This window comes from Salinicoccus halodurans (genome assembly GCF_900114445.1).
GTDB lineage: Bacteria > Bacillota > Bacilli > Staphylococcales > Salinicoccaceae > Salinicoccus > Salinicoccus halodurans.
Window position 1 is genome coordinate 230,805 of the sequence record NZ_FOTB01000005.1, and the last position, 12,320, is coordinate 243,124.

The following is a 12,320-nucleotide window of genomic DNA, read 5'->3' on the forward strand; positions in this document are numbered from 1 at the left end:
GGAGGAGAACTTGATAATGACGACGATTATGGAAGGCAAGAAAGTAGCTGCATATCTTTCCGAAGAGATCAAAGATGCGCTTCGGGAATCCCATAAACATGGGATCAAGCCCAAAGTCGCTTTTGTGAGGATTGGTGACCTGACAGACGCCATTTCATATGAGAATGCGGCTGTAAAACGTTTTGAAAAACTGGGTATCGATACGGAACAGTACCATTTTCCGGGGGATGTCTCTGCGAAAGCATTCCTGACGAAATTCAGGGAGATCAACGAGAATTACGCGATCAACGGCATTCTGCTGCTGCAGCCGATTCCAAAGCATATCGATATGAAACGTGTCGTGGAACTGATGAACCCGATCAAGGATATTGACGGAATGACGCCGATCAACATCGGAAAGGTGCTTATGGCTGAAGATGATCGCCTAGAACCCTGCACACCTGCTGCAGTGATGGAAATTCTGAAATTCTATGATATTGACCTGAAAGGGAAAAACGTCACTGTTGTCGGTGCAAGTACGGTTGTCGGCAAGCCGCTTTCTTTATCACTTATGAATAAAGAAGCGACGGTGACGACATGCAACCTCTATACTGATGATCTGGTGGACAAATGCAGGAATGCAGATGTGGTCATCAGTGCAGCAGGGGTGATGAACCTGATTGACGAAGAACACGTCAAAGAAGGTGCCGTCGTTATCGACGTCGGGATCAACTTCACTGAAGAAGGCAGGATGGTCGGCGACGTGAATTACGAAGCGGTCAAAGGCAAGACATCATTCATCACCCCGGTGCCGGGCGGTGTGGGGGCGATCACCACGACAGTGCTTGCCTATCACCTGATGCTGGCAACCGATTTTCAAAAAGAACCAGTACTGTTTCTGGAGGATTGATTGGCAGAGACCGGGAATCGGGTCCCGGTCTTATTCTTTTTTGGCGGTTATATGAAAGGACGGCGTATTGTCATATTTTTATTTAACGGAGGGATCATCATGAATGACGAAGCACTGAGAAAAAACAACTCTTATCAAAGAGAACGGGAATGAAAATGAATAGCGAGACGTGCTCACCCGGGAAATGACTTTTCAAAGCATTGCAATATCCAGAATATCCATGAAGGATATGAATACCATATCGTCTGTCCGGGTTTTTGTTTTCTGTCCGATCAGCATGAGGCTCCACATATCGATCTTGACGATATTCAGTGTGATATGAAAGCGTCTGCCGTCATAGTAGTATTCGACCTTTATCCGTCTCTTGTCTGCATGGGCTTTTGTCAAGACGCGGTCCATCTCTTCCAGCCGGTCATCTGAAAGTTCCGGACGGGTGATTTTGGTCTGGTCATCAATCAGACGGTCCACCGTTTCGAATTGTTCAGGCATCGTCGCAAAAGGGGCCCATTTGATCATGCCCCTGCCCTGCGGAATGTTGGAATTGAGTTTTTCTATGGGCATATCCCGATAATCCATTGACATCGCCTCTTTTCACGTGCGGTTTAAACTCATTATACGAACATATGTTCTATTTTTCAAGAAGGAGTTAGTAAACTGTTTGTTTAGGGAATGATGATGTGTATGCTAAGATTATTAGAAAAGCAAGTTTAGGAGGAAAATTAAATGATTGGATATATTGGAACCTATACCAAAGAAAATGGAAAAGGGATATACCGATATGAACTGGATACTGAAAAAGGCGAATTCAAATCTGTTGAAACGGCTGCAGAAACACCGAACGCCACTTACCTGGATATTCAGAACGACCGCATCTATGCGATAAAAAAAGGAAAAACCAAAGGCGGGATTGCTACATATGAAATTGCCGACTTTGAAACAGGTGAACTCAGGTTCATCGATGACTGTCTTGAGGAAGGCGGTTCAGGCTGCCATCTGATGCTGACGTCAGACCAGAACTATCTGGTGGACACGGTCTATGGATCCGGTGAAGTGAGATTATATGAAGTGGATGACAGAGGTGTGGTAACGGACAGGCTGGATGTCTTCCAGATCGAAGGCGATGGGCCCCATGAGCGCCAGGACGGTCCACATGCACACTTTGTGACTGAAACACCGGACCGCCAGTATCTTACAGCAGTGGATCTCGGTGCAGATAAATTGGTCACGCTCAAGATTGAAGAGGGCAGACTGGAAAAAGTGGCAGAGTGCAAAGTCGCTCCGGGCAGCGGTCCGCGTCATCTCGTATTTAACGAAACAGGGGATTTCGCGTTCATATTCACCGAGCTTTCAAATGAAGTGATCGGTGCAGCCTATGCAGACGGTGTCTTCACACCTGAAGAAGTTTATTCCGCATTGCCTGAAGACTTTGACGATCATTCACAGGGAGCGGCCATCCGCAAACATCCGAACAGGAAATTTTTATATGTATCCAACAGAGGACACAACAGCATTGCTGTATTCAAAGTCGATGAGGAAGGAAAGAAACTCGAAAGAATCCAGATTGAACCGACAAACGGTGACTGGCCGCGTGATTTCAACATTACACCGGACGGGGCGTATCTCATATGTGCCCACGAGCGTTCGCATAACCTCGTGCTGTTCGATATAAATGAAGACGGCACACTCACGCGCCGGGAAAGTGAAGCGGAAGTGCCGGAAGGCGTCTTCGTGGGATTTCTGTAAATGAAGAAAAGCAGCATGATCATCATTGTACTCGTTCTGGCTGCGGTCCTGCTGCTCGTACTGCCGCTGGCGGATAAGACCAGTGGCTCTGAACGGGTCATCATCGATAATACGCTTCATGAGATTGTGCATCCTTCCTGTTTTGACCAGGCAGACCTGACCAATTATATCGATGAGGTTTCATATTCACGGGCAACGGAAGAACTTGGATATACAGTGAAAGATGAATGTTCCAAGAAATACTTGCAGGAAGGCAAGGAGAGTGTAATAAGTAAAATAATTAAACAAAAAGTTGATATACTATATTGATTTTTCAGAAAATTGGTGGTATTATTTGTTTATACCATTTTTTCATTCTTTCAACTATTATTTTTTTGGAATTGCCTTCCATTAAAAAATGCCCCTGCTTCCGCAGGGGCATTTTCATGTTCTATTTTATTTTTACATCGTCATATTGATCGCTCCTGATGACAAAAGCGACATATGGACATGTCGGCTGGATCTTCTTGTCATTCGCCCGTGCCATCTCCACAATCTCATCTACGAGATCCCGTGCAAGACCTCTGTTGCGATACTCAGGTTCTGTAAAAGTACTGGTCACATCATAATATGCATCATGCTCTTCGTAAATGAGTTCCGCAACCACATTGTGGCCTTCTTCAAGAAAAAGTTTTCCATCTTCCTTCTTAAGCATGAAATCTGCTCCTTTCTATGACAAAGCTTTAGTAATATTCGGTACAACCTGTTTCTTGCGTGAAACGACACCTTCCAATACTGCAGTGTTATCATCAAGGGAAACATCGAAGGCTTTCTCCACAGCGCCGGATTCTTTTCCGAGTGAGAGTACTTTGGACTCGGATTTGAGGATGTCTGTCACTACAAGGACAAACAGGTCATAGCCTTCTGTGTCAATCTGCTTGTTGATTGCGTCTTCGATTTCTGCTCTTCTCTCAAACACTTCATCAACATCCACTACATTGATTTGGGCAATGCGTGTCGTTTTGACGCCCATGTCGAATGATTTGGCATCTCCTGTAATGAGCTCCTCAGCGGACTTATCATGTGTCGAAGCACCTGCCTTGAGCATTTCGATCCCATAGGATTCAAGATCGACACCAGCGATTTCCTTAAGCTCCGCCGCTGCATCGATATCCTCTTCAGTCGTAGTAGGGGATTTAAACAGTAAAGTATCTGAAATGATTGCTGAAATCATCAGTCCCGCCATTTCTTTGGTGATTTCAAGAGAGTTCTCTTTATACACTTTGTTGAGGATGGTTGCTGTACATCCCACAGGTTCTGCCCGGTAGTAGAGCGGGGACTCTGTCTGGAAGTTCGCAATGCGGTGGTGGTCCAATACTTTCAGGATATGTGCATTCCCGATATTCTCGGCAGACTGCTGGAACTCGTTGTGGTCGACAAGAATGACCTGTTCCCCGTCTTCGAGTTTTTCAAGAAGTTCAGGTGCCTGGGCACCAAAATATTCAAGGGCATATTTTGTTTCTGCACCAATTTCCCCCAGGCGGAAGCTTTTCGCATCATTGCCAAGACGGCTTTCGATGTCTGCTGCAACAATCGCTGAAGTGATTGTATCGGTATCCGGATTCTGATGTCCAAAAATTTTAACTGCACTCATATTAAATGTCTCCTTTGATATGTTATTACTATTCCCATTTTATCACTCAAACACTCATTCTTCTATTATTCGACTGTGGCTCCGAGAGAATTTTTGAAATGTTCCAGTGCGAATGTGTGGCCGTCAGGGTTGAACGATGCCACACAGGAGGCGGGTACTGTAATCCTGTATCCCCTGTTATATGCATCAACTGCACTATGCATGATGCATATGTCCGTCACCAGGCCGGTCAGGACAACACTGTTGATCCCCCGCTCCCGGAGCAGCTGTTCGAGATTGGTTCCGGCAAATGCGCTGTATCTTGTCTTGTCTATGAAGAATACATGACCGGCATCCTTTATTTCTTCATAAATGTCCTTCACCCTGCCGAACAGTTCACGACCCTCTGTCCCGGCGATATTATGCGGTGGGAAAAGCCTGGTTTCAGGATGATGGGGATCTTCTTCCTGATGAATGTCCATCATGAAGAAGACCGGTTTCTCGGCCTCATGGAAATTCCTTATCTTCTCTACAAGTGCCGCTTCAATTTCCAGTGCCGGTCTGCCTGCTGTCAGTCTGCCGTCAGGTGCCGCGAAATCATATGAATAATCAATTACAAGAAGTGCTTCTGTCATAATACTCCCTCTTTTCCAAATGAATTGTTTGTATTTATTATTCCATTAAACAACGGATAATTCTATTGAACTGCTGTGTGCCGCCGCTTCGTGAACACGATATTCAAGGCGATAATGATGAGAATGACGAGTGCGAAAAATGTAAAATAATGTGCTCCTCCGGTCATGCCGATGATCGCACCTCCGATTATGGGACCTGAAATGCTGCCGAGACTGAACATGATGCCCGCCATCAGATTTCCAGCAGGCAAGTTGGACCTCGGAGTGATATCGGTCATATAGCTGATGCCGAGTGAGTACATGGAACCGACAAAAATCCCTGCAAGCATGAAGGAAAGAAGCAGCATGACGAATGAGCCGCTGAAGACTTCCATCATCAGGAATGTCGCGGCTCCGAACAGAAGCAGGATATTGATGAGCTTTGCACGTCCGATTTTGTCCCCGAGACCGCCTATGGGCACCTGGAGCAGTATCGCCCCGAAGCTGAATGCCGGCAGTATCCACGTGATTTCCGACAGTTCAAAATCGTTTCTGACGGCAAATACCGGAAAATTGCTGTTTAATGAGGCTTCCAGCACCCCGTACAGCATGGGGAATAAAAATGCCACCCAGCTGGTGAGCAGTACATCTTTGAAGTTTTTAAGTGTATTGAAGATACTGACCTGCACCCCGGTATCCTCCGGTTTCGCATTTTCTGCATCTTTCAGCAGAAAGATCAGCGGCCAGGCCATCATTGTAAGTGCGCCGGAAACGATGAACGGCAGAGGTTCCCAGATCGTTACCAGTTCGCTGACTTTCGGTCCGACCATGAACCCCGCCGAGAAGAACAAGCCGTAGAATGCGATGACTTTACCGAGCTTATGGTGCGGTGTGCTCTGGGTCAGCCATGTCTGTGTACTGAAATGGAGAGCATTATCCCCGATACCGACGATGAGCCGCAGTATGAACCACAGCCATATCGTATCGAGCAGGGGAAACGCGAGCAGTGACAGGCCGACGACGGCCCCGCCGGTGATGATCATCGGTCTGAAGCCGTATTTCCTGAGCGGTGCCTCGATGAATAATGCCGACAGCAGAACACCTATATAAAGACCGGAAGCATGCAGTCCGTTAATCGCTGCACTGACTTCACGGTTCTCGAAGATGAACGATATCAGTGGGAGGAGCATCCCCTGGGAGAACCCGGATATGCAGACGATGGCTGACAAAATGATGAAGCGGGCTCTGAAGCTTTCAAGTTTCATAGTATTCCTCCAGTCTATTATAGTAATGGTGCGGTATATTCTTGTGTTAAACTGATTATGAATAATTATAACTGATTTAGAGCATACATGAAGGGATTGGCAAAAATGTTTAAATTTGAAGATGACAGTTTCATGCTGCATACGGATCTGTACCAGATCAACATGGGGCAGACGTATTTAGAACAAGGATTGGCGGACCGCACTGCGGTGTTCGATCTTTATTTCAGGAACATGCCGTTCGGCAACGGCTACGCTGTTTTTGCCGGGCTCGAAAGGATTATAGATTATTTACAAAAGTTCCGTTTTACAGATTCGGATATCGAATATCTGCGGACACTGGGTTATGAAGCGGACTTTTTAAACTATCTCAAGGATCTGCGTTTTACGGGCAAAGTTCGCGCCGTCCAGGAAGGTGAGCTCGTATTTGCCAACATGCCGCTCGTTCAGGTGGAAGCACCGATCATCGAAGCACAGCTGATTGAAACCGCGCTGCTGAACATCGTCAATTTCCAGACGCTGATTGCGACTAAAGCGAGCCGGATCCGCCAGATTGTGCCAAATGATACACTGATGGAATTCGGCACCAGAAGGGCGCATGAATTTGATGCCGCACTTTGGGGGGCACGCGCTGCCATCATCGGCGGTTTCGACGGGACCAGCAATGTGCGTGCAGCTAAATTATTCGGCATTCCCGCAAGCGGCACCCATGCCCATGCGATGGTCCAGGCCTACGGTGATGACTATGAAGCGTTCAAGGCCTATGCCGACACTCATGAGGATTGCGTATTTCTGGTGGATACTTTTGACACGCTGAATTCCGGCGTGCCGAATGCCATCAAAGTGGCCAAAGAATATGGGGACAGGATAAACTTCATCGGAATCCGTCTGGATTCCGGCGACATTGCCTATCTGTCGAAGGAAGCACGTAAAATGCTGGATGAAGCAGGCTTCCCGGATGCCAAGATCGTCGTATCCAACGATCTGGATGAAGTGACCATCGTTTCATTATTGTCCCAGGGGGCAAAGGTGGACAGCTGGGGCATCGGGACGAAACTGATCACGGCCTATGACCAGCCGGCACTGGGTGCGGTCTATAAGCTCGTTGCTGTGGAAAATGAAGCGGGGGAAATGGAAAACCGCATCAAGATTTCCGGCAACCCTGAAAAAGTCACGACGCCGGGCAAGAAGGATGTCTACCGGATCATCAATAAATACACAGGTATGTCAGAAGGGGAGTACATCACTCACGCTGATGAAGAAGTGAATGAGGAGCAGCCGCTACTCATGTTCCATCCTGTCCACACGATGAAGAGGAAACTGATCCGCTCGTTTGAAAAAGTCGAATTGCTGGAAGATATTTTCATAGACGGCAGACTTGTGTACGAAAGTGAAGAAATAACCGATATAAAACAGCGTCTTGAGAATAACCTCTCCATTCTTTGGGAAGAGTATAAGAGGTTCCTGAATCCGGAAGCATATCCGGTGGATCTCTCCACTGAATTATGGCAGATTAAGCAGAACCTTATCGAAGACGTAAGTAATAAAACATTGGAGTGATGATTGATGAGACCGTTACAGCAGGAAATAATTGACAATTTTCATGTAAAGCCGAAAATCGATCCCGAAACCGAAGCGAGGGAAATCATCGATTTCATGAAAACATATGTAAAACACAATACCTTCATAAAGTCATTTGTACTTGGCATCTCGGGCGGCCAGGATTCCACACTGCTCGGCAAAATGGCGCAGATGGCTGTGGATGAGCTCAACCAGGAGTCAGACGGCGGCTATGAATTCCATGCACTCCGTCTGCCTTACGGAAAACAGAATGACGAACAGGATGCACTGGATGCGCTTGATTTCATCAGCCCGACGCACCAGGCAACCATCGATATCAGACCAAGTGTCGATGAAAGTGTCAAATCACTTGCGGCAGCCGGATATGAACTGAGTGATTTTGTCGAAGGGAATGAAAAGGCCCGTGAACGTATGAAAGCGCAGTATGCGGTAGCAGCAGCCAGGCAGGGGATTGTACTCGGGACCGACCATCCGGCTGAAGCCATCACGGGGTTTTATACGAAATACGGTGACGGGGCGAGCGACCTCGTGCCGCTGTTCGGACTCAATAAGCGCCAGGGCAAGATGATCATGGAATATCTCGGGGCGCCGGAAAACCTGCTGAGCAAGGTGCCGACGGCGGATCTGGAGGACGATAAACCGCTCATCAGTGATGAGGAGGCGCTTGGCGTGTCCTATAAGGCGATTGATGACTTCCTCGAAGGCAGAGAGATTTCCGATGCAGATTATGAAACGATTACGAAGTGGTACAAGAAGACCCAGCATAAGCGGGACCTGCCGTATCACAGGCATAATCTGCCTAAATACGACACCGAATGATAAATGAATGGTATTATAATAGAAATTGTTGAGTAGAGAGGTAATATAGAATGATAACAGCCATTTCTGGAAATCCCTGGCTGATGGTGCTCGTCATATTCGTCATTAACATCATATATGTCAGCTTCCTGACACTGCGCACCATTTCGACACTTAAAGGATACCGGTATACCGCAGCAACATTCAGTATTCTGGAAACATTCGTCTACGTCATCGGGCTGGGTCTTGTACTTGAGAACCTGGACCAGTTCCAGAACGTCGTGGCATATGCACTCGGTTTTGGTGCAGGTATACTTGTCGGCCTTAAGATTGAAGAGAAGCTTGCGCTCGGATATCTCGTGGTCAATGTGATTACAGCAGAGAAAGACAGGGATCTGCCTAAAAACATCCGGGATCTGGGCTACGGTGTCACGCACGGCTACCAATACGGCCGTGACGGAGAACGGACGACGATGCAGATCCTGACGCCAAGGAAGTATGAACGTAAACTCATCGAGACGATCAAGGAACTGGATGAAAAAGCGTTCATCATCACCCATGAACCGAAAAACATCAATGGTGGATTCTGGACAAAAGGCGTCAGACGCCGCCGTCTGAAAAATTATGAACCGGAAAACGTGGAAGAAGTACTGGAAGAAATCTATGAAGAAAAGGAACGGGAAGATGCCAGAGAAGCCAAAAAAGAAAAAGTTTAAAGTGGACAGGACGGAAAATCTGAGTGACTGCCTGGACCGGATGCGGGCTGAAGGCTATGCTCCCGTGAGGCGCATGGAACAGCCTGTATTCATGGAAAAGGACGGTAAAAGAGTCGTGGACCATCAGGAAATAATCTTTGAAGGAAAGCTTACAGAAGAATAGATATCAGTGTTGGCAACGCTGATTTTGCGAACATTAAAATTAACCATCATTTTAATGTTCGTTTTTCATGAGAATTTGTTATAATGATACCGAACTAATAATTAAGGAGCGTGTATGCATGATTTCCCGTTATTCCCGTGAAGAAATGTCACAGATATGGTCAGAAGAGAACAGATTCAAAGCATGGCTTGAAGTGGAGATTCTGGCTTCCGAGGCGTGGGCAGAACTTGGGTACATACCGATGGATGAAGTAAGACGCATCAGAGAGAACGCTGAAATTGATACCGGCCGCATCAAGGAAATAGAAGCGGAAACCCGCCATGATGTTGTCGCATTTACCAGGCAGGTGTCAGAGACATTGGGCGAAGAGAAGAAATGGGTGCATTACGGCCTTACCTCCACTGATGTCGTGGATACGGCACAGAGCTATATCATCCGGCAGGCAAATGAAATCATTGAACGTGACCTGGAACGATTTATAGATGTGCTTGCTAAAAAAGCGAAAGAACACAAAACGACACTGATGATGGGGCGGACGCACGGTGTACATGCAGAACCGACGACATTCGGTATTAAAATGGCACTTTGGTATATGGAAATGAAACGTAACCTGGAGCGCTTCAAAAATGTGAGAAAAGAAATCGAAGTCGGCAAGATGAGCGGTGCTGTCGGCACATTCGCAAACATCCCGCCTGAAGTCGAAGCCTATGTCTGCGATCACCTGGGACTCGATACTGCGGAAGTCTCCACACAGACACTCCAACGCGACCGCCATGCGTATTACATCGCGACGCTGGGCCTGATTGCAACTTCCATTGAAAAGTTCGCTGTTGAGGTGCGCGGTCTTCAAAAAACGGAAACGAGAGAAGTGGAAGAGGCATTCGGGAAAGGGCAGAAAGGTTCAAGTGCAATGCCGCACAAGAGGAATCCGATCGGCAGTGAAAATGTAACAGGACTTTCCCGCGTCATCCGTGGCTATATTACGACAGCCTATGAGAATGTGCCGCTCTGGCATGAGCGTGATATTTCACATTCGTCTGCCGAACGTATAATGATGCCGGATGTAACGATTGCGTTGGATTATATGCTTAACAGATTTTCGAATATCATTGATAATCTGACTGTATTCGAGGATAATATGAAAACGAATATCGATAAAACATTCGGCCTCGTATATTCCCAGCGTGTTATGCTTACATTGATTGATAAAGGCCTGGTACGGGAAGAAGCGTACGACCTTGTCCAGCCCAAAGCGATGGAATCATGGGAAACGAAAGTACCTTTCAGGGAACTTGTAGAGAAAGACGAACGTGTCAGGGAACTTCTGAGCCCGGAAGAGATTGAAGATTGCTTTGATGAAAACCATCATCTGAAACGTGTCGATATTATATTCCAGCGTGCCGGTCTCGAGTAACATTTGATTCCAGCAGTGCAGAAAGGGAAATTGTATGATTAGAAAGCTGTTAACAGGAACAACAATTTCAGCAGCACTGCTGATGTCGGGATGCAGCATTACATTGGATGATGAAGAGACCAGGGAGCACGAAACGTTTTTTAAACAATATACTCCGGCTGATGTCGGTGACATCCAGGCGCTGCCGGATATTGAAGTCATTGACGGTGTCACATATGTGGACGGTATTCTGGTCGTCAATAAGGAAATTCCGTTGCCGGCGGATTATAATCCGGGGCTGCAGCAGGAAGTGATCGATGCCTACAGCGAGATGTTTGCCGATGGTGCAGAGCGCGGTCTTGACTTCACCCTGGTCAGCGATTTCAGGACATACGATTATCAGGCCGGTCTGTACAACAATTATGTTGCGAGGGACGGTCAGGCCGAAGCGGACAAGTACAGTGCCAGACCGGGACATTCAGAGCACCAGACGGGTCTCGCAATTGATGTCGGTTCAACGGACAGTGCCACGACCCTCAGCATAAAATTCGGAGAGACACCTGAATACGAGTGGATGAAAGATGTTGCCCATGAATACGGGTTCATCGTAAGATATCTTGAAGGTAAGGAAGATATTACGGGCTACCAGTACGAGCCGTGGCATTTGAGGTATGTCGGGGATGCGGCGGAAGCCATCTACGAAAGCGGATTGACATTGGAAGAATATCTGGGAATAGACTGAAGACTCTGCCGCGGCTCATTGAGCCGCGTTTTTTTGTCCGGGAAATCCACTATTTCCACACATAATATAAAACAGTAAAGGTATAAAAATGATATAATGTCCTTATGAAATTTAATGGGAGTTTTCTATATGCTGAAGGATTGTAAACATGTATTTAAATTGGATCCTGCAAAGGATATCAGCGATGAGGCACTGACGAAAATCTGTGAATCGGATACAGATGCAATCATCGTCGGAGGAACTGACGGCGTCACGGAGGACAATGTCCTGAATCTGATGGCGCGTGTGCGCAGGTTTTCCGTGCCGGTGGCCCTTGAAGTGACATCGACTGAAGCGGTTGTTCCGGGGTTCGATCACTATTTCATTCCGGCGGTTTTCAATACGGCGGATATCAAGTGGCAGCATGGGCTGATGCTGGAAGCATTGGCTGAATACGGGCATCTGCTGGATTACAGTGAGATGTCACTACTGCCCTACATCATCATGAATAAAGAGTGCAAGGCGTTTAAAAAATCGGATGCAGTGGAAGTGCCGGTGGACATGGTGCCGCATTATATAAATATGTTGGACAAGCTTTACCAGACCCCTTATATTTACATAGAGTACAGCGGGGCATACGGTGAAGCGGATGTGATGGAAACGGTGCGTGAAAACACCGCTCATTCCCATCTCATATACGGCGGCGGGATCACTTCACGCGATGAGGCCCGCGAGATGGCACAGTACGCCGACACGATCGTCGTCGGCAATGTGATATATGACAGCACCAAAAAGGCGCTCAGAACAATTATCAAGTAAATTGGAGTT

15 protein-coding genes are annotated in these 12,320 nt (G+C 47.0%); 10 read left to right on the forward strand and 5 right to left on the reverse strand.

What is annotated here, in order from left to right:
- Nucleotides 1–16 precede the first annotated feature (16 nt).
- The gene (locus BM271_RS11755; protein ID WP_046790731.1) at nt 17–889 is read left to right on the forward strand and encodes a bifunctional 5,10-methylenetetrahydrofolate dehydrogenase/5,10-methenyltetrahydrofolate cyclohydrolase; all 873 of its coding nucleotides are present in this window, start codon (nt 17–19) and stop codon (nt 887–889) included.
- Between the two features lie 192 nt (nt 890–1,081).
- On the opposite strand, the gene BM271_RS11760 is transcribed toward BM271_RS11755, so the two are convergent.
- Nucleotides 1,082–1,465 carry a YolD-like family protein gene (locus BM271_RS11760; RefSeq protein ID WP_052749894.1) on the reverse strand — a complete coding sequence of 128 codons (384 nt, stop codon included), beginning with the start codon at nt 1,463–1,465 and terminating at the stop codon, nt 1,082–1,084.
- Between the two features lie 147 nt (nt 1,466–1,612).
- Here BM271_RS11760 and BM271_RS11765 point away from each other — a divergent pair, with 147 nt between their 5' ends.
- Nucleotides 1,613–2,632, forward strand: a complete 1,020-nt coding sequence (locus BM271_RS11765) for a lactonase family protein (RefSeq protein WP_046790729.1) — start codon at nt 1,613–1,615, stop codon at nt 2,630–2,632.
- The gene (locus BM271_RS11770; protein ID WP_046790728.1) at nt 2,633–2,941 is read left to right on the forward strand and encodes a hypothetical protein; all 309 of its coding nucleotides are present in this window, start codon (nt 2,633–2,635) and stop codon (nt 2,939–2,941) included.
- Between the two features lie 121 nt (nt 2,942–3,062).
- On the opposite strand, the gene BM271_RS11775 is transcribed toward BM271_RS11770, so the two are convergent.
- The 4 genes from BM271_RS11775 to BM271_RS11790 form a co-directional block, all read right to left on the reverse strand.
- On the reverse strand, nt 3,063–3,326 hold the full coding sequence (locus BM271_RS11775) for a GNAT family N-acetyltransferase (protein WP_046790727.1): 264 nt from the start codon (nt 3,324–3,326) through the stop codon (nt 3,063–3,065).
- Between the two features lie 15 nt (nt 3,327–3,341).
- Complete coding sequence (locus tag BM271_RS11780; RefSeq protein WP_046790726.1) at nt 3,342–4,265, reverse strand: manganese-dependent inorganic pyrophosphatase; 924 nt, start codon at nt 4,263–4,265, stop codon at nt 3,342–3,344.
- A 65-nt stretch (nt 4,266–4,330) separates the two neighbouring features.
- Nucleotides 4,331–4,879 (reverse strand): cysteine hydrolase family protein, encoded by a 549-nt coding sequence (locus BM271_RS11785; RefSeq protein ID WP_046790725.1) that lies wholly within the window; start codon nt 4,877–4,879, stop codon nt 4,331–4,333.
- A 62-nt stretch (nt 4,880–4,941) separates the two neighbouring features.
- Nucleotides 4,942–6,123: an MFS transporter gene (locus BM271_RS11790; protein WP_046790724.1), complete on the reverse strand. Its 1,182-nt coding sequence runs from the start codon at nt 6,121–6,123 to the stop codon at nt 4,942–4,944.
- A 105-nt stretch (nt 6,124–6,228) separates the two neighbouring features.
- Between BM271_RS11790 and BM271_RS11795 the strand changes: the two genes are divergently transcribed.
- From BM271_RS11795 to pcrB, 7 genes are all read left to right on the forward strand, one after another.
- Nucleotides 6,229–7,680 carry a nicotinate phosphoribosyltransferase gene (locus BM271_RS11795; protein WP_046790723.1) on the forward strand — a complete coding sequence of 484 codons (1,452 nt, stop codon included), beginning with the start codon at nt 6,229–6,231 and terminating at the stop codon, nt 7,678–7,680.
- A gap of 6 nt (nt 7,681–7,686) precedes the next feature.
- Nucleotides 7,687–8,520 (forward strand): ammonia-dependent NAD(+) synthetase, encoded by an 834-nt coding sequence (nadE, locus tag BM271_RS11800; protein WP_046790722.1) that lies wholly within the window; start codon nt 7,687–7,689, stop codon nt 8,518–8,520.
- A gap of 50 nt (nt 8,521–8,570) precedes the next feature.
- A complete protein-coding gene (locus tag BM271_RS11805; RefSeq protein ID WP_143544945.1) occupies nt 8,571–9,215 on the forward strand; it encodes a DUF2179 domain-containing protein in 645 nt (214 codons plus the stop codon).
- Nucleotides 9,184–9,378, forward strand: coding sequence for an NETI motif-containing protein (locus BM271_RS11810; RefSeq protein ID WP_046790721.1), 195 nt, complete (start codon nt 9,184–9,186; stop codon nt 9,376–9,378). Before BM271_RS11805 ends, BM271_RS11810 begins: the two co-directional genes overlap by 32 nt.
- A gap of 118 nt (nt 9,379–9,496) precedes the next feature.
- On the forward strand, nt 9,497–10,792 hold the full coding sequence (gene purB / locus BM271_RS11815; RefSeq protein ID WP_046790720.1) for an adenylosuccinate lyase: 1,296 nt from the start codon (nt 9,497–9,499) through the stop codon (nt 10,790–10,792).
- Between the two features lie 34 nt (nt 10,793–10,826).
- On the forward strand, nt 10,827–11,513 hold the full coding sequence (locus tag BM271_RS11820) for a M15 family metallopeptidase (RefSeq protein WP_046790719.1): 687 nt from the start codon (nt 10,827–10,829) through the stop codon (nt 11,511–11,513).
- A 129-nt stretch (nt 11,514–11,642) separates the two neighbouring features.
- Nucleotides 11,643–12,311 (forward strand): heptaprenylglyceryl phosphate synthase, encoded by a 669-nt coding sequence (gene pcrB, locus BM271_RS11825; protein ID WP_082103682.1) that lies wholly within the window; start codon nt 11,643–11,645, stop codon nt 12,309–12,311.
- Nucleotides 12,312–12,320 lie beyond the last annotated feature (9 nt).

Excerpts from the sequence above, each read along its gene's own strand:
- BM271_RS11755 (WP_046790731.1), top strand. The coding sequence starts at position 17 with ATGACGACGATTATGGAAGGCAAGAAAGTAGCTGCATATCTTTCCGAA.
- BM271_RS11760 (WP_052749894.1), bottom strand. The coding sequence starts at position 1,465 with ATGGATTATCGGGATATGCCCATAGAAAAACTCAATTCCAACATTCCG.
- BM271_RS11765 (WP_046790729.1), top strand. The coding sequence starts at position 1,613 with ATGATTGGATATATTGGAACCTATACCAAAGAAAATGGAAAAGGGATA.
- BM271_RS11770 (WP_046790728.1), top strand. The coding sequence starts at position 2,633 with ATGAAGAAAAGCAGCATGATCATCATTGTACTCGTTCTGGCTGCGGTC.
- BM271_RS11775 (WP_046790727.1), bottom strand. The coding sequence starts at position 3,326 with ATGCTTAAGAAGGAAGATGGAAAACTTTTTCTTGAAGAAGGCCACAAT.
- BM271_RS11780 (WP_046790726.1), bottom strand. The coding sequence starts at position 4,265 with ATGAGTGCAGTTAAAATTTTTGGACATCAGAATCCGGATACCGATACA.
- BM271_RS11785 (WP_046790725.1), bottom strand. The coding sequence starts at position 4,879 with ATGACAGAAGCACTTCTTGTAATTGATTATTCATATGATTTCGCGGCA.
- BM271_RS11790 (WP_046790724.1), bottom strand. The coding sequence starts at position 6,123 with ATGAAACTTGAAAGCTTCAGAGCCCGCTTCATCATTTTGTCAGCCATC.
- BM271_RS11795 (WP_046790723.1), top strand. The coding sequence starts at position 6,229 with ATGTTTAAATTTGAAGATGACAGTTTCATGCTGCATACGGATCTGTAC.
- nadE (WP_046790722.1), top strand. The coding sequence starts at position 7,687 with ATGAGACCGTTACAGCAGGAAATAATTGACAATTTTCATGTAAAGCCG.
- BM271_RS11805 (WP_143544945.1), top strand. The coding sequence starts at position 8,571 with ATGATAACAGCCATTTCTGGAAATCCCTGGCTGATGGTGCTCGTCATA.
- BM271_RS11810 (WP_046790721.1), top strand. The coding sequence starts at position 9,184 with ATGCCAGAGAAGCCAAAAAAGAAAAAGTTTAAAGTGGACAGGACGGAA.
- purB (WP_046790720.1), top strand. The coding sequence starts at position 9,497 with ATGATTTCCCGTTATTCCCGTGAAGAAATGTCACAGATATGGTCAGAA.
- BM271_RS11820 (WP_046790719.1), top strand. The coding sequence starts at position 10,827 with ATGATTAGAAAGCTGTTAACAGGAACAACAATTTCAGCAGCACTGCTG.
- pcrB (WP_082103682.1), top strand. The coding sequence starts at position 11,643 with ATGCTGAAGGATTGTAAACATGTATTTAAATTGGATCCTGCAAAGGAT.